This window comes from Arthrobacter sp. Sr24 (assembly GCF_054511175.1).
In genome coordinates this window covers 92,855-112,196 of record NZ_JBTNDB010000009.1, presented here as the reverse complement: position 1 = coordinate 112,196, position 19,342 = coordinate 92,855, and the positions used below count along the sequence as shown (strand labels likewise).

The window sequence follows — 19,342 nt, the reverse complement described above, 5'->3', positions numbered from 1 at the left end:
CGGACGGGTTCTCTAGTGACGAGGAAATGGCAAACTGCTTTCACGAAATCTTGTGTCCTAGCCTGTGCCGGTTCCAGCCACCAGTTTGATCAGGCAAGGACCCATCAAGTCTACCTGTTCAGGAAAGCCCCGCCCCAGCCTGAGCCCCGCCATTTTCAGCTCCACGGTTGAGCCGTTTCGACCCTTATGGACATGTAGATGCAGGGGAATGCGCTGTTTCATCTCGGCAACATGGCTGACCAAGCCCACCATGCGACCCCCGTCACGTAGCCCCTCGAGGGCGTCCATCACTTGCTCGAGGCTCTGTTCATCAAGGCTGCCAAAGCCTTCATCGACAAACAGAGTTTCAATATCCAACCCACCTGATTCCTGTTGGACCACATCGGAGAGTCCCAGCGCCAGTGAGAGGGAGGCCATGAAGGATTCTCCACCCGAAAGAGTGGCCGTGTCCCTGCTGATCCCTGTCCACTCATCCACTACTTCCAGTCCCAGACCGGCTTTCTGGTTACCCTTCTTGGCGTCACTGTGACGCAGCGTGTAACGGGCGTCGCTCATGGTCGCCAGGCGCAGCGACGCGGCCAGCGCCACTTGTTCCAGCCGTGCTGCCAAAACGTAGCTACTCAGCGTCATCTTGTACTTGTTGTCCCCTCCCCCGCGCACCGCATCGGCAAGACCGGCCAGCAACTGGGCCCGGTCCCGCAAAGGAGCCACCTTTCCCTCCAACGCGATAAAGTCTGTTTCGCTGGCATGCAATTGCGAAGCAGCATTGCTGGTCATCCCCGACTGCAGGGCTGCGGCGTCTGCGGCAACCTTGGCCGCAGCAGCGTCCTGGATTAGTTCCGCCACCGCTTCCTGCGACGGCGGCGTGTCACCTGCTTGTTTTTCCTCCTTGGCCAGCACCACGTCCGGCTCAGCCAATCGGGCCGTGTTGACGGCGACGGCCTTGGCATGGTCCTTGATCTGCCGGTCCACCGCTGCTGCCTCGGTTGCGTCCAGCAGCGCCGCCTGCACCTGAGAGGCATCAGCAAAACGAGAGTCGGGCTGCGCCAAAGCCGCCTCCAATGCGCTGGCGGCATCCAACGCCGCGCTGGCAGCCGTCGTCTGCTGGCGGAGGGCCACGAGCAGCGCCTCGCCAGGTTCCTGTGCCCGTATCAACGCCGCACGACGATCTGCCAGCGATGCATAGCCGTCACGCACCACGGCCAGATGCTCGTCCAAATCAGCAATTTCCCGTGTCAGAGCGTCCTGCGCCGCATTCAAAGATGCCGCCTCTTCTGCAGCTGCGGTGACGACCGCCTGCGCCTGTTCCACACTGGTATGCAGCGCACTTGATTCGGTTTCCAATGCTGCCAACTCAGCCACCGCTGCTGTGGCCTCCCGGAGCTCTTGTTCTGTAAGTACGACGCCGGCACGCGCCTTCTTAAGGTCACCGGAACCTCCGCGTTCGGCCAACACCGCGTGAGTGTTACGCGCTTGTGACAGCTGGGTGCGCGCAGCAAAAACCTCCGCTTCAGCGGTGTCAGAGACTTTTTTCGCGGTCTTCTCGGCGTTCATGAGATCGGCGCCTGTGCCGGCCAGCGGGGAAGGATCCGGGTGAACGGTGCTGCCGCACACTTGGCAAGGCTCCCCATCGACAAGATTTTCCGCGAGCTGGCCGGCGGCCTGACTCAAGCGCTGATCGAGAGCATCCAACCAGTCCTCTTTAGCCGCGACAGCATGCTCGCGCGCGCTGGTCTCGGCCAGGACCAGCTGATCCACCACGGCGCTGTGTTCAAGGTATTCCTCGATGGTGCTCACCAGCTGGAGGGCATCCTTAGCTTTCTGGGTGCTCTGCTCCACATTGTGCCCGTCGGCACGCAACTGACCCTGCCGAGTCTGAACCTCCACAATTCTTTTTTTCGCGGCCGTCACGGCCACCCCTTGTAGTTCCTGTCGCTTGTGCGCCGCAGATAGAGCCGCTTCCTGGCGAAGCAGCAGTGCACTCTTTTGCTGGTGCCGGCCTTCATCGGGGAGCGCAGCGTCAACGGTGGCTAGCTGCTTGGTCAGATCCCTATCGAGACTTTCCAGCTCGGCAGCAGTAGCGCTGAGCGCAGCTTTACCCAGGGTCGCTGCAGCTAGCTCGTTGGCGTCGAAGCTCGCGGCCGCAGCTGCAGTTCGAGCCTGTGTCCGGTCACGCTCACGGGCGGTTTTTGCCGCAGATTGAACCACGGCAGAAAGGACTTGGGCTTGGTGGTGACGATCGAGGCGTTCTCGCCATTGGGCTTCTTCCTGAGTCAAACCATTCAGCCGATTTTGTTCGGCAACAGCTGCCGCCAAGGCGGCGTGCCGGCTTCGCTGACTCTGGGCGGTATCCACCAGCTCCGCCAGCGACTGTGCCTGTGCTCGGCTTTCTGCAGCATGATCTGCTGTGCGGGCGACAGCCTGGCCCACCTGTTGCTTGAGGACGGCAAATAATTCCAGCCCGTGCAGCTCGCTGATGGGCTGCTCGTCACTAGTACCCTCCGACAAGAGCCCCGTGGCTGGCTCTGTCTCCGGCTCTGTATCTGGCTCTGTGACCGGTGTTGCCTCAGCGAGTTCTGCCACACGGATTGCATGCTCCGCCTCACGTTCTAAGACCTGCGCACTCTGACTCAGTGCCACCCGCTCCGCGGTCTCCAAGGCACCGAGACCCGCGGCCACCGCGGACTGGGCCACTTTGGCATCAGTGGCGAGACGATTCTCAACATCTTGATAGATGTCAGTCCCAAAGAGCCGCTGCAACAGGGTTTGACGTTCCGTGGCTGTGGCACGCAGAAAAGCAGCAAAGTCGCCTTGGGCAAGGAGCACTACCTTGGTGAATTGAGCCATATTCATACCCAACAGCTGATGGATCTCACTGGCAGCTTCATCATTGCGGGTTGATTTCACTTCCCATACTCCGTCAGATTTCTCCCGGAGCCGGGTGCTGGCCTGTTCCCGTGTGGTCCCGCTTCCACGCTTAACCGGCCGCATCCATTCCGGGCTGCGCTCCACTTCGAGCCGACGGCCCCCGGCGGTGAACTCACACACCACTTGAGGGACCACACCCTCGGCGGCGTGGTGGCTACGTAGTTGGCCTGTGCTCGCCGAACGTGAACCGGGCACTTGCCCGTACAGAGCATAGGCAATGGCGTCCAAGATGCTGGTTTTACCAGCCCCAGTAGCACCGTTAAGTAGGAACAGGCCCTGAGCGCCTAGCTTGTCGAAGTCAATGATTTCCCGACCGGCGAAAGGGCCAAAAGCCTGGATTTCCAAACGATGGATTCTCATCGCGCTGCCTCCTCTTCCCGCGCAGAAGCCAAAGCTGCGCGCAGGACCTGTTCTTCATCATGGTTCGCTGGGCGGTGCCGCACATGGTCTAGGAAGCCACAGCACAGTTCCAGTTCATCTGTGGCTTGGGCGATGCGAGCACCGTAGCTTTGTTTATCCGCGTCGCGGGCTATTTCAGGTTCAAACATGAGCACCAGAGTGTGTGGGAATCGGCTGCGTAGCCGCTCCATGGCCAGCTCTGGGCGGTCGTTGTCAGTCAAGGTGATTTGGCAGTAGTGGGCCTCATCCGGAGCCCACTTGTCCTCGGCGAGTAGGTCCTCAAGTTTGCCCTTGAGGATGCTGAGAGCCCGTTCGGGAGCCCAGTCCACTTTAGTGACTTCTCCCAACCCAGCTTCGGTGATTTCCAGGAGCCAGGCGCCCTTGCTGTGCGCGGCTTCGGAGAAGGAATACGGAAGCGGTGACCCAGAGTAGCGGACGGTCTCGCTGAGCCGCTGTGGCCCATGCAAATGGCCCAATGCGGTGTAACTGAACGGCTCAAAGAGATCCAAAGGCACGGCGCCCACGCCACCAATGGTCAATTCCCGTTCGCTGGCCGAGGATATTCCTCCGCTGGCAAAGGTATGTGCCAACACCACAGATGGCGTTCCGGGCGCACGGGTGGCCAGATCAGCCGCAATTAGCCGCACGGCTGCCTCGGTCACGGTGAAATAAGTCCCATTCTCCACGCCCAGCTCATCGGCCACCATCCGTGGTTCAAGGTAGGGGATGCCATAAATGGCCACCATGGGCCCGCCCTCCGCTCCACGGCCCTTCTCGTTAACGTTCCCGTTCCCGTTCACGTTCACGTTCAAGGGGAGCAAGACCGGTGTTGCAAGGTCTGCAATGCGGGTACGCAAATGAACACCGGCCCGCTCCAACAACCGCCCGCCGAAGCCCAGCCTGGTGGCGGAGTCATGGTTGCCACTGGTGATGACCACTTGTACCCCGGCCGTATTAAGCCTGGCCAGAATGTCATCGAAGAGGTTTACCACGTCAACGCTGGGCAGGGCGCGGTCGTACACATCACCGGCTATCAGAACAACGTCGACCTGTTCCTCGGTGACGGTTTCAAGGAGTTGCTCGGCAAAGCGCCGTTGCGCCGCCAAGGTTCCCACGCCGTGGAAGGAGCGGCCCAAATGCCAATCTGAGGTGTGCAGAAGCTTCATGGTTCCAAGGTATCCGAGAGCACCGACATTCACTGACCAGAGAAGCTCGGCGGCGGGTTCCTTCCACCGACAGCGCTTGAACTGCAACAGCGTTGGCCAGCTTCGCACCGCTGACAACCGCTGACAACTGCTGACGACTGCTACCACTAGCAGCGCGCAGGCTATGAGCACCATAGCCATCAGGGTCTGCGGCGAATCCGTGCAGAGCACGCGGCCACAAGCTAGAGGGAGAAGTTCGGCATCGCTAAACCTTAGCCTCCAAACAAAAATGACCGGCGGCGAGGGCTTTTGAGCTCCTCTTACCGCCGGTCAGATCAGTGGTGGATTACTTCTTGGGGGAATCGAAGAAAGCCTGGGCGTCGTCGATCTCGGCGGAAACAGGCGCCGGCGTTGCCAAAGTCTCGGAAGAAGCAGGAGCGACTGATGCGCCCGAGGAGGCATCGACGTCGTACGTTACAGGGGCGTCCACCAGCGTGATCTCGGGGACGGATCCTTCCTCATCTACCAACACAGCCACAGGCTGGGCAGGGGCGAAAGAACGGTAGATGGCCGCGGCCAAGGCCGCACCAAACAGTGGCGCAACCCAGAACAGCCACAGCTGCTCGGCAGCCCAAGACTCTGCGAGGAAGACCACCGAGGTGGCACGGGCCGGGTTCAGCGAGCCGTTGCTCAGTGGCATCGTGATGCCAACGGCCAGGGCAAAGGCCAGACCAATGCCTACAGGTCCCAACGTTGACTTATTGCGGAGCGAGGTGGCGCCCAAGAGCATGGCCGTCAAAACGCCGACAGCGATCAGTTCCACAATGAGGACACCAATCATGGGCACCTGCGACGGCGAATGGGTATCGAATCCATTAGCCAAGTCCGCGAACATCTCGGCGCTGGGACGGACTGCACCGGCGGGCAATACCTTCAGCATCGCCAGCCAGACAGCCGAGGCCAGCACGGCAGCGATGGTCTGCGCCACTATATACAGTGCCGCAGCGGAAAACTTCAGCCGTCCAGCCACCGCCATTCCAAGCGAAAACGCCGGGTTAAAGTAGCCGTTGGAAACGTGACCGAAGGAAATAATGGCAGCCACCAAGGCCAGTCCATAAGCGAACCCGACAACCGACGCGGAACCGCCGGAGCTGAACAGTGCCGTGCCGAGTCCGGCGAAAACAATGAAAAAGCTACCCAACCCTTCAATGGCGACGCGGGTACTGATCGGATAAGCCTGCACCGGGGCGGTGGCCGTTCCGGATGAAGTCATGGTGTGTAAATCCTTCGACTGGGAAACTAAACTGGCGAACAAAAATGTGGGGCAACTCTGGCTGCGGCGCTGGAATGCTGCGGCGCTGGGATAGTGCGGTGCTGGAATAGTGCGGTGCCACGCTGTGAAACTTGGGAGACGTGGCCGGCCGTCTGGCCAGCGGGCTTACATTCCGAGCGCCAGCGCAGTAACTGTGGCGGCAGCCAGAGCAACTATAGCGGCCGAAGCTGTACGTAAGATCGGAGCCTGAACCGCAATGTGGGACTCCTGCTCCACGGGACCGACGCCGGCGTGGAGCAGGCGGATTCGAATTACGGCGCAGAGCACCAAAATGATGGTGGTGACGCAGGCAACGGCTGCGCAGATCCCCAGACCCACCACGTGAGCACCATGGTTATCGGCCAAAGTGCTGGGCCCATTGCCGGTCAGCGCCTGAAGCCAGCCACGCCAAATCAGGAGGTCGGCCACCACTGCACTCATGATGGTCCTGCGCCACGACAAGGCCGTACGCTCAGGCTGCAATCCGGGGTCCCGAACGTGTCCAACTGATGGAGCCATGTTAGGGCTTGACCAGAATCAGTACGGCAAAAATGATGGCGGCTATCGAAACAATGACAGTCATGCCCAGCATCAGCCACGAGTGTGGCAATTCCGCATCGTTGCGCATTGCCTGTTCCTGCTGGGCCCATCGACGGTAACTAACAATCGCCAGCACCGCACCAATCACGGCCAGCACCATGCACAAACTGATGCGCATCAGCGGGGGCGCGATTTCCGGGGCCAGCTGATCGATCGCCACCGCTCCTGCCAACAGGGCCAATGCGGTCCGTACCCAAGCGAGAAAAGTGCGCTCGTTCGCCAGTGAAAAGCGGTAATCGGGCGTTTTTCCGGTCCGTCGCCAGGCGGGCTCGCGCATGGGTCTCCGTCTCCTTATAGTCCTTGGGCAGGGCTGCTGCTTCAGTAGCGCTGGGCAAAGCTGGGTAGCGCTGGGTAGCGCTGCATAAGCGTCGCTGCCGGTGACGGGCAGTCACACTCTGGTGAGCGCTAGAAGTCGCCGCACCCTCAAGTCTAGTGGGCTACCCATTCCACCCAAGGCGCACGCAACCTCTGGGCCACCGCCGCTGCTCCAACACCCATGGGCCACCGCCGCTTCGGAACAACGGTAAATTAGAAGTATGACAAATCCCGTTCGCACCCCTGTCCCCGCCGACTTTGCCAGCCGCGTTCAGGGCACGCTCATGGGTGGTGCCTTGGGCGATGCCTTCGGCTACTTGGTGGAGTTCGACTCCCTCGCCGATATCCGGGCAAAGTTTGGCCCGGCCCTGCTAGTGGATTTGTCCCAGGCACCCAGCACCGCGCATTTCTCCGACGACACCCAGATGACCCTCTACACACTCGACGGCCTTTTGGACGTCCTGGAGTGGGCCAATAACGGCATTGGCGCCGACATTAATGCCTGCCAGTGGCTCGCGTACCTGCGTTGGCTCAAGACTCAGGGCATCGAAGCCGCCGGTCACGCCCCCGAACAGGCACCGCGTTGGATCGATTCCCAGAGCGTCCTGCACCATCAGCGCCACCCCGGCAACGCCTGCATCACTGGTTTGAAAAGTGGGGAGATGGGCACCGTTTCCCGCCCGGTCAACCCCGATTCCAAGGGCTGTGGGACCGTGATGCGCTCGGCCCCCTATGGTCTGCTGCCTCATGTTGAAGCGGAAACCATCTACAAGATCAGCTCCGACGCGGCCTCCCTAACCCACGGCCACCCCTCCGCCCGGCAATCCTCGGGTGCCTTCAGCTGGCTCATCCACCAGCTAGTCATCGTGGGGCTCCCGTTGCGTGCGGCCGCCGATTCCGCGCGTAACCGGGCAGCTGCCGAAACTAGCGCGGATCCCGATCTGCTGGCTCGCCTTGACTCTGCGGTGAGCCTTTCGGCGTCTGCTTTGTCGCCTTCGTCCACGCACGACGGCGGACTCTTGTCCGGCGATTCCCTCACCGATGCCTTGGGGTTGGGTTGGGTAGCCGAAGAAGCTCTCGCCGTTGCCCTCTATTCTGTGTTGGCCACTGAGGCGGCGTCAGGATCCCCCGTGGATCATTTCCTGGCCGCTATCCGGCTCGCCACAAACCACAGTGGGGACAGCGACTCCACAGCTTCTATTGCCGGGAATATCCTCGGTGCGTTGTACGGAGAAGCTGCGCTGCCGGCGTCGTGGTTGACGCTGTGCGAGGCCCCCCAGTTAGTCCGTCGTCTTGGAGCTGACTTCATCAAGCTGACCACCGCAGAATAGCTGCTGAAGGCGCCGGACACAGCGCCGCCCTCGACGGCTCCGGACACAGATCCTCAACGGCTCCGAAAGCTGACGTTGGCGCACGCGTCGCAGATACCGGCCGGGATGAGGCCGCGGCGCACCATCGCACCGAAAATGATGCAGCCCAGGCATAGGCCAATGAATGCCTCCAGCGAAGCCGCTACCAATAAGAGGGCCATCAGCGCCCAACCGAGCAGGGGCGCTCCGCTGAGCAACAGAATGAACGCGGCGACGGACATGAAAACGCCAATTCCCTGAGCGAAGCGTTTGGGCGGACCCGGCACCAATTTAGCGGGACCAAAGCGCGGAGCCAAGACTTTCACTGACAAGAGTGCTGCCGGGGAAATCCGGGGGCCAAAGGCCAGACGCAGGATGAACCCGGCAGCAATGACCCCCACCAACCATTCCCACTGGGACAAGATGGCCACCAAAGTCAGAACCACCACGATTCCGGCCGTGCAACGCGCGGCATATTCATTGACCGGGTTGGGAAAGGCGAAGATGCGTTTGAGCACACTGACATCGGCCGGTGGTGTTGATCCGGGCGACGGGATCTGCACCAAATCAGGCTGGATAAATTCGGTGGCGGCGGGAATGTCAGTGAGTCGACTCATAAGCTCAGAGTAAAACCGGAGCCACCGCGCGCCCTAGCTTTATTGCGCCGTATGACTTGGGCGCACACTTGCGGCACGCTCGAGGTAGCGGCGAGACGTGCAGCCCGTTGGCTGTGGAGCTAGCCCACCATTTGCATAAATTCGCCTTCGGAGAGCACTTCAATGCCCTGTCCGCGGTGCTGCAAGTCCAGAACTCGCTTGGCTTTAGAGGTCAGCCGGCCACTGCGAAGATCTGCGGCAGTAAATCCACTGCCCACTACTAGGACGGTGGTCTTGAGCGTCACGTTACTGGCGCACTGGGCTCCATGAACAGCTGCTCTGAGCTTGGCCTCGGGCCGGCCCAGGCTCAGGTCACCGGTGAACACCACAGTTTGACCAAACAGTGGATGGGCCACATCTGCATGGACGTTCGGTTCCGGGTTGGGGCCCTCTGTGGACCAGCTGGAACGGCCGCCGCGGGCTGTGCCGTTGGCGATTCCGTCCTGCATCTCTGCGATGCGCTCCAGCGCTGAACGCGTGGCCTTGGAGACCTCATCAGTGGCGGGGTTGTAGGCATCGGCGTGCGGCATGGATAGCTTCATGGCTTCAAAGACACCGCGCACCGAATCAACACCGTGCTTGCCGGCAATGTCCACCATGATCCCGGCGCAGGCCCGTGCATCTTCGGTGGCGTCGTGGTGATTGCGCAACGGAACACCGGCAGCCTCGGCCACAAACGGCAGCGAATAGGAGGGTAGTGAGTAGTTCTTTCGCGAGAGCACCACGGTGCAGGCGTAATCGAAGGCAGGGGCAGCCATGCCCGAGACTTCGGACGCTGAACGGATCACTCCAAGATCGAAGGCCGCGTTGTGTGCCACGAGTGCGTCCCCACCAATGAAAGCGTTGACTTCGCCAAAGACGTCGGCAAAGCGCGGGGCGGTGGCGACGTCGTCGGGGGTGATGCCGTGAATGGTGATATTGCGCGAATCGAAGTGATCGTGCCCCTCCGGCGGGCGCATGAGCCAGTAGCCTTCTTCAACAATCACCCCGCCGCGGACCCTTGTGAGACCAACGGAGCAGGGCGATCCCCTAAATCCGTTGGCAGTTTCAAAATCAATTGCAGTAAAGTCCAAAGCCACTCTTCAAGGCTACCCCCGCGCACCGACAAAGTTCGACGCCGGAGCCAAGGGTCCGGCGTCGAACGGTGCCTTAATGCTGTGGCTGATGTGGGCTACGGGGTTGCCCGGCGCAAGGTGGCATAGCCTGCGCTGCCCAACATCACCACGAAGACCAATGCCAAGGCGCCGAGCGAGAGCGGGGTCAGTCTCATCATCCATGCTCCGACGGCCGGCCACCAACCCTGCAGCGTGATCAACGCCGCGGCACCAATGAGTAGCACCGCCAGCGACAAGCACAGGATCAGCAATCCTGTTGCTTGCCAGCGCTTGTAGACCGTGGCGGCCCAGAGTCCTAGCAGGAACAAGAACATCATGAGGATGTAGTAGAAGAACCATTGGATGAACCAATGACGGTCTGCCACCCACTCCAGCGCAAACATGCGACCCTGCAGGCCCCAGCCATTCGTGGCCTGCTCAACCCAGCCAAGGATGACGTACAGCGCCGCGATGGCGGCGGCGAGAACTGTAAATAGTCCCACCGTGCCGAGGAAGTAGCTGCGCCGGCTAACGCTCAGACCTTGGGAAAACGGGAAGCTCAGGGTCAGAGATTGGATGCCTAGACCGAAAAAATACCACATGACAGCTTGGCCGGCGCCGGAATATTTCGTCTCAACGGTGTTGGGGATCAGCGCAAAGATCGCCAAGCTGAGCAGGAACGAACCGGCAATGATGACGGCAGGTATTCCCAGAAACGTCCATTTATTGATGAGCTGCATCTTTGCAACTCCTAGTGCGCGGTTCATCGCTTTGCTCCGCTCTGGTTTTGTTTGCTCGGGTTCAACTTGCTGTGACCTGGTTGGCTTCGGCGGCCCAACTCCACCCCGGCCAAGGATGAGGCGTCGTCGCCCACCCGGTATCCGGCGTCGCGGGTCTTGCTGATGACATATTGCTGCAGCGATACCGGGCTCAATTCCAAACCCAATTCCTGGGCCTCGCGGCGTTCGGCGGTACTCAGGACGCCCTCAATGGTCAGCGACAGGAGGGCGCCGATGCTTTCCCGTCGCAGGATGGTGTGAGCGCCGGCGAACGCTTCCACGCGGGGACCGACACCGGCAATATTGCTGGCCGCACTGCGGATGTTCTCGGCGTCGTCGTCGACGATGATGACGCCTTTATCGATGATGATGACGTGTTCTAGGAGGTTTGCCACCTCATCGATCAAGTGCGAGGACAGCACAATAGTGCGTGGGAACTTGGCATAGTCGGCCAGCAAGTGATCATAGAACAGCTGCCGCGCCACCGCATCCAGACCCAGATAAGGCTCGTCGAAAAATGTCAGCTCGGCACGGGAGGCCAGGCCTATGATGACCCCCACCGCTGACAACTGGCCCCGGGAGAGCTTCTTGATCCGGCGATTGAGAGGCAGCTCAAATTCCTCCGCCAAGGTCAAGGCCAGTGCGTGGTCCCAGTTTTTGTAGAACAGGGCCGCTGCCTTGAAAGCATGGGCGGGCTTAAAATCATCCGGATACTTCTGAGATTCCCTGATAAAGCAGATCCGGCTCAGCACCTTCTCATTTTCATAGGGGTGCTCACCGAAGACGCGCACGTCACCGGAACTGGCAAAACCCTGCGCTGTCAGGATGGACATGAGCGTGGTCTTGCCGGCACCATTGCGGCCCAACAAACCGTAAATCTTGTCCGCTTCCAGCGTGATAGTCACATCGCTGAGGGCTTTAATGTCGCGATAATTGCGGCTCAAGCCCTCCACTCTTACGACCGGTGCGTTCACAGCGCACTCTCCTTTGCTCCGGTTGTTGCCCCTGCTTCGGTTTCGCGGGCCAGCATGGCGGTCAGCGCCGCGCCGTCGATCCCTAATTTGCGAGCTTCCCGAACCAGTGGCTGCAGGAATTGTTCGTAGAAATCGGCCCGGCGCTTGTCCACCAGAACAGCCCGGGCGCCAGTGGAGACAAACATGCCAATTCCTCGCTTCTTATAGAGAATCCCGTTGTCAACCAACACGTTGACTCCCTTGGCGGCCGTGGCCGGATTGATCCTATGGAAGGCCGCAAATTCATTCGTAGAGGGGACCTGTGCTTCTTCGGATAGGAGCCCATCGACGATGTCACCTTCAATCATTTCCGCGATCTGAACGAAGATCGGCTTGCTGTCATTGATCACAGCAGCGCCACCTGCGCCCGGATCTCAGGAAAACCCACTCGCCTCATTGGTTCATTACTCATGCAACTAACCATATAACCTTGGCGGTTGATGTCAACCCTCAATATCCTCCTGTAGGTGGAGAGAACTCTCAGGGAAGTACCGTAATCTTGAGGGTGTGATACTAACTGCTTTGAATGACGCCGCTCTGCCCGCTCTTGTGGGCCACGGGGCCGTCCCTTCCCTCGCCATCTTGCCGGACTGGCTGGACCCCATGCAGATTCTGGATAAGCCAGCCTTGGGCTTCTGGGTCGTGATCATCGCCTGTGCCATCATTTTCGCCGAGACTGGCCTGCTGGTGGGCTTCTTCCTCCCCGGAGACTCACTGCTTTTCACCGCAGGGCTGCTGGTCAGCACGGGCGCTATGCCGATCAACATCTGGGCGTTGATGGCAATGCTGATTGTCTCCGGCTTCCTCGGCGATCGATTGGGGTATTACATCGGATATAAGGCCGGCCCCTCCATCTTCAACAAGCCAGACTCCAGGTTCTTCAAGAGGGAGTACGTCGAAAAGGCCCACTCCTTCTTTGAACGGCACGGCGGCAAGGCGCTGGTCCTGGCCCGTTTCGTCCCGATCATGCGCACCTTTGTCCCCGTCATTGTGGGCGTGGCCAAAATGGATATGCGCAAGTTCCTGTTCTTCAATGCCCTTGGCGCTGTTCTGTGGGCAGGTGGAGTCACCTACTTGGGTTACTTCCTGGGCAACAAGGTGCCCTGGGTGCGCGACAACCTCGACGTGATCTTCATCGCCATCGTCGCCATCTCGGTTATCCCGATCGGCATCGAGTTCCTGAAGGCCATGAGCAGCCACCGTAAAAAGAAGGCCTCGGAGGCCTAAAACGTCTCTGCCAGCGTCCCGCATAGAAGCCCTCTGACGCCGAAATTTGCGCTCAAACTTGACCTCAGACTTGCGCCGAAAGGGGAGTAGTTGGCATTGTTCTTCACGAACATTGCCAACTACTCCCCTTTCGTTTTCCGTTCAAGATCGCTTCCCTGCCGGAACGGTGCAATGACTGCTTCGGGTGCTTAGGATAGCGCCTTCACGATATGCGGCAACAATGCACGGAAGGCGTTGCCGCGGTGGCTGATGGCGTTTTTCTCCGCGCTAGATAGCTCGGCGCAGGAGACATCCATGCCCACCGGCTGCAAGATCGGATCATAGCCGAAGCCACCCTCCCCTCGAGGCGCAGCAAGCAAGGTTCCTTCAAGGGCCCCTTCTTCCACTACATCCAAGGTGTCCTCGGCATTGGCTAGCGCCGCTGCGCATACAAAACGTGCGCCACGGTGCTCGGGTGCAATGTCGGCCAGCTGCGCCAGGAGCAGATTCAGGTTTGCGGCGTCATCCCCGTGAGCACCAGCCCAGCGGGCCGAGAAGATGCCGGGAGCTCCGCCCAGCACGTCCACGGCGAGGCCGGAATCATCGGCAATAGCCAATGCGCCGCTGAACTGGGCCACAGCGTGAGCCTTCAGTCGTGCGTTTTCCGCGAAGGTGACCCCTGTTTCGGCGACATCAGGGGCATCGATAGCTCCGGCGTCGAGCACGTCAGTATCCACATCCAGACCAGGAATCTGGCCACGGAGCAGCTCACGCAGCTCCCGTAACTTGCCCTGGTTGTGGGTGGCGAGGACCAGTTTGGGCGCGCTCACTAGTTACCGAGGGTCTCGCGCTGGATTTGGGCGAGCTGCGTGGTGCCGATGAGGGCGAGATCCAGGAGCTGGTTGAGCTCGTCGCGATCGAAGGGGGCTCCTTCGGCGGTGCCCTGAACCTCGACGAACTTGCCCGAACCGGTGACAACAACATTCATATCGGTCTCGGCGCGCACGTCTTCAACGTAGGGCAGATCCAGCATGGGTACGCCGTCGATGATGCCCACGGAGATGGCGGAGACGGTGTCGATCAGCGGCTGGGCGTTCTTGGCGATCAGCTTGTTTTCCTTGGCGAACGCAATAGCGTCGGCCAGGGCAACGTAGGCGCCAGTGATAGCCGCGGTGCGGGTGCCGCCGTCGGCCTGGAGGACGTCACAGTCCAGCACGATGGTGTTTTCGCCCAGGGCCTTGGTGTCGATGATCGAGCGCAGTGAGCGGCCAATCAGGCGCGAGATCTCGTGGGTGCGGCCACCGATCTTGCCCTTGACGGATTCGCGGGAGTTACGGGTGTTCGTGGCGCGTGGGAGCATGGCGTATTCGGCCGTGACCCAGCCGGTGCCTTCGCCCTTAAGCCAGCGCGGTACCCCGGGGGTCAAGGATGCGGTGCAGAGCACGCGGGTGTTGCCAAACTCAATCAGGGCCGAACCTTCGGCCTGCTTGGACCAGCCGCGGGTAATGGTGATGTCGCGGAGCTGATCATTGGTGCGCCCGTCGGCGCGGAGTGTTTCAGATGAAGTCATGGGTATAAGCCTACCGGCCGAGGGGCCACGGCCGAGCGAAGCGAGGCTGGGGAGGTCGGTAGGCGCTACCGGCCGAGGGGCCACGGCCGAGCGAAGCGAGGCTGGGGAGGTCGGTAGGCGCTACCGGCGTACAAGTTTTCTGCGAGCCAGCTTATAGGTCTTCTTCTCCTTGAAGAACTCAGCTGCGGGGCCCATGAAGCACAGGGCTATGGCCGCCACGCCGAGAACGATCTGCAGAACCGTCGCCAGATCCCCAGGACTACTGACGCCCACGTACCGCGAGAATGAAATCAGTGCCAACCCTGTTCCGGCGAGACGAGCCCACCCCATGCCTTTTTTCAGGAACAGGCCAATCACCACGTACAAGATCACTGCTGCCACAGCCACGAGAATGGTGGTTCCCACGGTCGCTACAGACATCACCTCTAGCATCTCGGGAGTAATATCCTTGACGCCTGTTGCCTCCAGCTGCGTGATCGATTCCTGACGATAAGCGTCGGAGCTGGCATGCAGAACCCCGAGAACAGCCGCAATGATCTGTGCAACGGCAGCACCCATCAGCATGAGGAAGATGGTGTCCATAAGGGGTGGGGCAACGGGTGGGACTAGCGCCTGTGCCGTTTGACCAGCTTGACCTGCCATGCCACTGCTGGGTTTCCGGTTCTTGCGTGGCTTTTCACTCATGAATGGCATTCTTGATCGGTGGCGAAGGTGGCGAAGGCGGTGAAGGCGGTGAAGGCGGTGAAGGTGATGAAGCAGGGGAAGGTGACAAAGAGGGTGTTCGTTGACAAAAGCAAACACCACTAGATCGTGTAGTGCACGCCCGCTACGGCCGCAGCCACACCGCCTGAATATACTTCCCGTGCTTCAGCCACGACGGTGTTGCTGTCAGTCCAGACGGGGATGTGGGTGAGCAGCAGACGCTTCACATTCGCCCGCGCTGCCGCCTCCCCGGCACGCTTACCCGTGAGGTGAACGTCCTTGATGTGGTCGTCACGGCCTTCTTGAAAAGCCGCCTCACACAAGAAGAAATCGGCATTCTGGGCGGCGTCTTCTAATGCTTGGCAGCTGTCGGTATCGCCGGAATACGTCAGGACGGCGGCGCGGTCCATGCCGGTTCCGTCGTATTCGGTGACTTCTACGCGCAGGGCATAGGCCTCAGGAGTCGGGTGGTTCACCGAGTAGGGCGTGACCTTGAAAGGACCAACCGTGACGGCTTCGCGTTCCTGCCAGTTGATGAAGTCAAATTCCTCGCGCATACCAGGGTCCAGTTCCAGACCGTAGGCGGTGGCCAACCTGTCGGCTGTCGCTGCCGGGCCCCACACGGGAATCCGGCCGCGGTGCCAGCCGGCCGGATTCCACCGGACAGCCACGTGCAGACCGCACAAATCCATGCAGTGGTCGGGGTGGAGATGGCTGAGGAAGATCGCGTCGATGTCCTCAAGGTCCATGTACTGTTGCGCGGCGCCCAGAGCACCACTGCCTAAGTCAATGAGTACCCGCCACGGCCGTTCGCCGTCGTGCGCTGTGAGCAGGTAACAGGACGCGGGCGACGCCGGACCGGGAAAGGACCCGCTGCATCCAACAATCGTCAACTTCATGTTCGCTCCCCCGCACTGTTTCCCGGAACAGCTAGTCTGCCCATGGAATCTTCCAAAACAAAATTTGAGTACTGTGTGACCCCCGCACCTGCTGGGTTCTGCCGAGCAGCAGCGATCATGTCCGGGGTGATTCGTGCCAGTGATCCTGTGGGGTAATGGGCTGAGACATGGCTGACCTGTTCGACCCCGCGCACCTCCGGGCCTAAAAAGCGCCGGGCTAGGACACCGAAACTTCTTGCGTCCCCGGTGGAAAGGAATTGGTGGGTGGGGGCCGCTTGGGAGACCCGCTCAAGATCGTGGTTCACCAAGGCCTTATAGACGTCCTTGGCGGTTTCTTCGGCGCTGGACACCAGGGTCACCGAATCACCCATGACAAAGGAGATGACCCCTGTCAGCAGCGGATAGTGGGTGCATCCCAGCACCAAGGTGTCCACGCCGGCTTCCTTGAGTGGAGCCAAATACTCTTGGGCCGTGGTCAGCAACTCCGGGCCGCTGGTGATGCCAGATTCCACAAACCGGACAAAGTCGGGGCAAGCCACAGAGGTGATCGTTAGATCAGGGGCTGCCGCAAAAGTGTCGTTATAAGCGCGCGATCCCACCGTGGCCACGGTGCCAATAACACCCACGTGACCGGTACGGGTAGCCGCAACGGCGCGCCGGACAGCTGGCTGAATGACCTCAATGACGGGGATCCCGTAGCGGGCCGTGTACCGTTCTCGGGCGTCGCGCAGCACGGCCGCGGAGGCCGAGTTACACGCGATCACCAGAAGTTTGACGCCAGAATCAACCAGTTCATCCATGACCCCGAGCGCGTTGGCTCGAACTTCGGCGATCGGCAACGGACCATAAGGGCCCTTCGCCGTGTCACCTACATACAAGATGGATTCGTTGGGAAGCTGATCGATCACAGCACGTGCCACAGTCAATCCACCAACCCCGGAATCGAAAATTCCAATGGGCCGATCTGTCAGGTCGCTGACCCGTGGCTTCGCCGCAGGTGTGTTCTGGGGATTGAGTGAATGTGTGCTCATGATCGATTCAACAATAGTTCCTTTGCCAGCCGGAGCGTGTCAATTGCGAACAACAACACAATTTCTCCAGCTGCCACAGGCGGTTACTTGCTACGTGCCATGGCCGCGAGCATGGCTTGCACCAGGCTCTCCTGAAGCCAGGAGACAAAGTTGTAAACCAGGGAAAGGTAACTTTCGACGTCGTCTGCCTCACCCCAGTCTTGAACCTCGTGGATCCGGTCGGCGTCTTCTTCGTCTCGAATTTCGAGCCGTTCGGCCAGTACCAGGCGAACGTCGTTCAGGGCCATGGCCCAGAGCTTGGCACCTTCTTCGTTCAAGACCAGCTTGTCGCTTTCCAGACCCAAGGAGGCCGCACGCAGCGCCCCGATCTTGGTTTCTCGCAGCGAGCGTTCGGTGAGCTGTCGGAACTCAAGGGCGGAGTCGGCGTCGTCCTTCACAGCGTCCGGCAGCAGCCGCAACAGGGCCGGATCCATCGGCACGGACACATCCATGTCCAAGCCAATTAGGGCTGCCAACGGGTCCTCATGCGCCGGGGTTTCCGGTTCCAGCATGGTGATGATGTCGGTGAAAAGTTTGCGGAGGAGGTCGCGCTCGGCAGGTTCCAGAAAGCCGGTGATGCCGCGGCGGCCGGCGGAGAAGGCCTTAGCCACGGGGGCCGCCCTTCTGAACTGTCGCCCAGAGCCCAAATCCGTGCATGGCAACGGCGTGGGCTTCCATCTTTTCCTTGGAGCCATGGGCAACCGCGGACTTGCCCTCAGTGTGAACCTCAAGCATTAATTTCGCCGCCTTTGCCTCTGAATAGCCAAAATAACTTTGGAAGACGTAACTGACGTAGCTCATCAAATTAACCGGGTCATTCCACACGATTAATTCCCAGGGGATGTCTGGGGAGATGAGTTCGCGAGTTGATACTTCCCGGTCTGTTTCCGGGGCTGTGCTGACACTCATATGTCCATTCTAGTGTTGCCCTACTAAAGTGAATTCCGTGACTACTCCATCAAGCTGGGGCCAGCCCCGCACATCACTGTTTACAGATCACTACGAGCTGACCATGCTTCAAGCTGCCCTGCACTCCGGTGCCGCGCATCGCCGCAGCGTGTTTGAGGCCTTCGCCCGGCGCCTGCCAGACGGCCGCCGCTATGGTGTTGTGGGCGGAACAGGGCGCATCTTGGAGGGCCTGGAGCAGTTCCGGTTCGGCCCCGACGAGCTAAATTTCTTGGCCCAAAACAACGTTGTTAACGACGAAACATTGTCCTGGTTGGCCGATTTCAAATTCTCCGGCAGCATCTACGGTTATGCAGAGGGCGAACTTTATTTCCCGAATTCACCCATTTTGAGCATTGAATCCACGTTCGCCGAGGCGTGCATTCTGGAAACGTACGTGCTCTCGATCCTGAACCACGATTCCGCCATTGCCTCTGCCGCCTCGCGCATGACCGGTGCCGCCGGCGCTCGCCCGTGCATCGAGATGGGCTCGCGCCGCACCCACGAAGAATCGGCCGTAGCTGCCTCGCGCGCCGCTGTGATTGCCGGCTTCCACAGCACCTCAAACCTCGAGGCTGGCCTGCGTTACGGCGTCCTCACCCAGGGCACCGCCGCGCACTCCTTCACCCTTTTGCACGATTCCGAGGAAGCTGCGTTCCGCGCCCAGATCGGTTCCATGGGGGCCGGCACCACGCTGCTCGTTGACACGTACGACGTCGAAACCGCCGTCCGCAAGGCCGTAGACATTGCGGGCCCCGCCTTGGGCGGCGTACGGTTGGATTCCGGCGATTTGCTCGCCCAGGCGCGGGACGTCCGCGTTTTGCTGGACTCGCTGGGCAACACGAACACGCGCATCACCGTGACCTCGGATTTGGATGAGTTTGCCATCGCAGCTTTGGCCGCCGCCCCCGTGGATTCCTACGGCGTGGGCACCTCCTTGGTCACCGGTTCTGGCGCTCCGACGGCGTCGATGGTGTACAAATTGGTCTCCCGCGAAGGGGACGACGGCGAGTTCGTCTCCGTCGCTAAGGCTGCCAAGGGCAAGGCCAGCGTTGGTGGGCGCAAGTACGCCACCCGCCGCCTGAACGAGTCCGGCACCGCCACCGCCGAGGTGGTGGGGATCGGCCACCGCCCCGAGGCGGACGCTAATGACCGGCCCCTCCTGACCCAGTTCATGACCGACGGCGTGCTCACGCCGGGCTGGACCGGAGCCGAAGGCGTGGAGCGGGCAACTGCCCGCCACGCCGCCTCCATGGCAGAAATGCCAGGTGCCGCACGCAGGCTCCAGCGTGGGGAACCTGTCATCCCCACCGAATACGAACAACCAACTGCAGCAACTGCAGCAGCGAAGTAAAGGATT

Annotated in this window: 20 protein-coding genes; 3 read left to right on the top strand and 17 right to left on the bottom strand. The window is 60.5% G+C overall.

Features of this window, described 5'->3' with window-relative positions:
* Nucleotides 1–57 precede the first annotated feature (57 nt).
* From ACX80D_RS08515 to ACX80D_RS08495, 5 genes are all read right to left on the bottom strand, one after another.
* On the bottom strand, nt 58–3,288 hold the full coding sequence (locus ACX80D_RS08515) for an AAA family ATPase (RefSeq protein ID WP_459322223.1): 3,231 nt from the start codon (nt 3,286–3,288) through the stop codon (nt 58–60).
* Nucleotides 3,285–4,493, bottom strand: coding sequence for an exonuclease SbcCD subunit D (locus ACX80D_RS08510; protein ID WP_459322221.1), 1,209 nt, complete (start codon nt 4,491–4,493; stop codon nt 3,285–3,287). The genes ACX80D_RS08515 and ACX80D_RS08510 overlap by 4 nt, the downstream gene beginning before the upstream one ends.
* A gap of 325 nt (nt 4,494–4,818) precedes the next feature.
* Entirely contained in the window at nt 4,819–5,745 is a 927-nt protein-coding gene (locus ACX80D_RS08505) for an aquaporin (RefSeq protein ID WP_459322220.1), read from the bottom strand.
* A gap of 165 nt (nt 5,746–5,910) precedes the next feature.
* Nucleotides 5,911–6,303: a DUF202 domain-containing protein gene (locus ACX80D_RS08500; RefSeq protein ID WP_459322218.1), complete on the bottom strand. Its 393-nt coding sequence runs from the start codon at nt 6,301–6,303 to the stop codon at nt 5,911–5,913.
* 1 nt (nt 6,304) lies between these two features.
* A complete protein-coding gene (locus ACX80D_RS08495; protein WP_459322217.1) occupies nt 6,305–6,661 on the bottom strand; it encodes a YidH family protein in 357 nt (118 codons plus the stop codon).
* A gap of 259 nt (nt 6,662–6,920) precedes the next feature.
* Between ACX80D_RS08495 and ACX80D_RS08490 the strand changes: the two genes are divergently transcribed.
* Nucleotides 6,921–8,030, top strand: coding sequence for an ADP-ribosylglycohydrolase family protein (locus ACX80D_RS08490; protein WP_459322215.1), 1,110 nt, complete (start codon nt 6,921–6,923; stop codon nt 8,028–8,030).
* A 53-nt stretch (nt 8,031–8,083) separates the two neighbouring features.
* Here the strand turns inward: ACX80D_RS08490 and ACX80D_RS08485 are convergent, their stop codons facing one another.
* The 5 genes from ACX80D_RS08485 to ACX80D_RS08465 form a co-directional block, all read right to left on the bottom strand.
* A complete protein-coding gene (locus ACX80D_RS08485) occupies nt 8,084–8,665 on the bottom strand; it encodes a DUF4395 domain-containing protein (protein WP_459322213.1) in 582 nt (193 codons plus the stop codon).
* Nucleotides 8,666–8,784: 119 nt separating this feature from the next.
* The gene (locus tag ACX80D_RS08480; RefSeq protein ID WP_459322212.1) at nt 8,785–9,783 is read right to left on the bottom strand and encodes a 3'-5' exonuclease; all 999 of its coding nucleotides are present in this window, start codon (nt 9,781–9,783) and stop codon (nt 8,785–8,787) included.
* Nucleotides 9,784–9,875: 92 nt separating this feature from the next.
* Nucleotides 9,876–10,538, bottom strand: a complete 663-nt coding sequence (locus tag ACX80D_RS08475) for a hypothetical protein (protein ID WP_459322211.1) — start codon at nt 10,536–10,538, stop codon at nt 9,876–9,878.
* 23 nt (nt 10,539–10,561) lie between these two features.
* A complete protein-coding gene (locus tag ACX80D_RS08470) occupies nt 10,562–11,551 on the bottom strand; it encodes an ABC transporter ATP-binding protein (RefSeq protein ID WP_459322209.1) in 990 nt (329 codons plus the stop codon).
* Nucleotides 11,548–11,940, bottom strand: coding sequence for a GntR family transcriptional regulator (locus tag ACX80D_RS08465; RefSeq protein ID WP_459322208.1), 393 nt, complete (start codon nt 11,938–11,940; stop codon nt 11,548–11,550). The genes ACX80D_RS08470 and ACX80D_RS08465 overlap by 4 nt, the downstream gene beginning before the upstream one ends.
* A gap of 172 nt (nt 11,941–12,112) precedes the next feature.
* Between ACX80D_RS08465 and ACX80D_RS08460 the strand changes: the two genes are divergently transcribed.
* The gene (locus ACX80D_RS08460; protein WP_459322254.1) at nt 12,113–12,817 is read left to right on the top strand and encodes a VTT domain-containing protein; all 705 of its coding nucleotides are present in this window, start codon (nt 12,113–12,115) and stop codon (nt 12,815–12,817) included.
* Between the two features lie 188 nt (nt 12,818–13,005).
* Here the strand turns inward: ACX80D_RS08460 and rdgB are convergent, their stop codons facing one another.
* From rdgB to clpS, 7 genes are all read right to left on the bottom strand, one after another.
* Entirely contained in the window at nt 13,006–13,626 is a 621-nt protein-coding gene (rdgB, locus tag ACX80D_RS08455; protein WP_459322207.1) for an RdgB/HAM1 family non-canonical purine NTP pyrophosphatase, read from the bottom strand.
* Nucleotides 13,626–14,366: a ribonuclease PH gene (rph, locus tag ACX80D_RS08450; protein ID WP_104109455.1), complete on the bottom strand. Its 741-nt coding sequence runs from the start codon at nt 14,364–14,366 to the stop codon at nt 13,626–13,628. Before rph ends, rdgB begins: the two co-directional genes overlap by 1 nt.
* 120 nt (nt 14,367–14,486) lie before the next feature.
* A complete protein-coding gene (locus ACX80D_RS08445) occupies nt 14,487–15,050 on the bottom strand; it encodes a hypothetical protein (RefSeq protein ID WP_459322206.1) in 564 nt (187 codons plus the stop codon).
* Nucleotides 15,051–15,169: 119 nt separating this feature from the next.
* Nucleotides 15,170–15,967: an MBL fold metallo-hydrolase gene (locus ACX80D_RS08440; protein WP_459322205.1), complete on the bottom strand. Its 798-nt coding sequence runs from the start codon at nt 15,965–15,967 to the stop codon at nt 15,170–15,172.
* Nucleotides 15,964–16,998, bottom strand: coding sequence for a glutamate racemase (murI, locus tag ACX80D_RS08435; RefSeq protein ID WP_459322204.1), 1,035 nt, complete (start codon nt 16,996–16,998; stop codon nt 15,964–15,966). Before murI ends, ACX80D_RS08440 begins: the two co-directional genes overlap by 4 nt.
* 83 nt (nt 16,999–17,081) lie before the next feature.
* Nucleotides 17,082–17,648, bottom strand: coding sequence for a DUF2017 domain-containing protein (locus tag ACX80D_RS08430; RefSeq protein WP_459322202.1), 567 nt, complete (start codon nt 17,646–17,648; stop codon nt 17,082–17,084).
* On the bottom strand, nt 17,641–17,946 hold the full coding sequence (gene clpS / locus ACX80D_RS08425; protein ID WP_062287210.1) for an ATP-dependent Clp protease adapter ClpS: 306 nt from the start codon (nt 17,944–17,946) through the stop codon (nt 17,641–17,643). The genes ACX80D_RS08430 and clpS overlap by 8 nt, the downstream gene beginning before the upstream one ends.
* A gap of 37 nt (nt 17,947–17,983) precedes the next feature.
* Here clpS and ACX80D_RS08420 point away from each other — a divergent pair, with 37 nt between their 5' ends.
* Complete coding sequence (locus tag ACX80D_RS08420; RefSeq protein ID WP_459322201.1) at nt 17,984–19,336, top strand: nicotinate phosphoribosyltransferase; 1,353 nt, start codon at nt 17,984–17,986, stop codon at nt 19,334–19,336.
* Nucleotides 19,337–19,342: the final 6 nt, after the last annotated feature.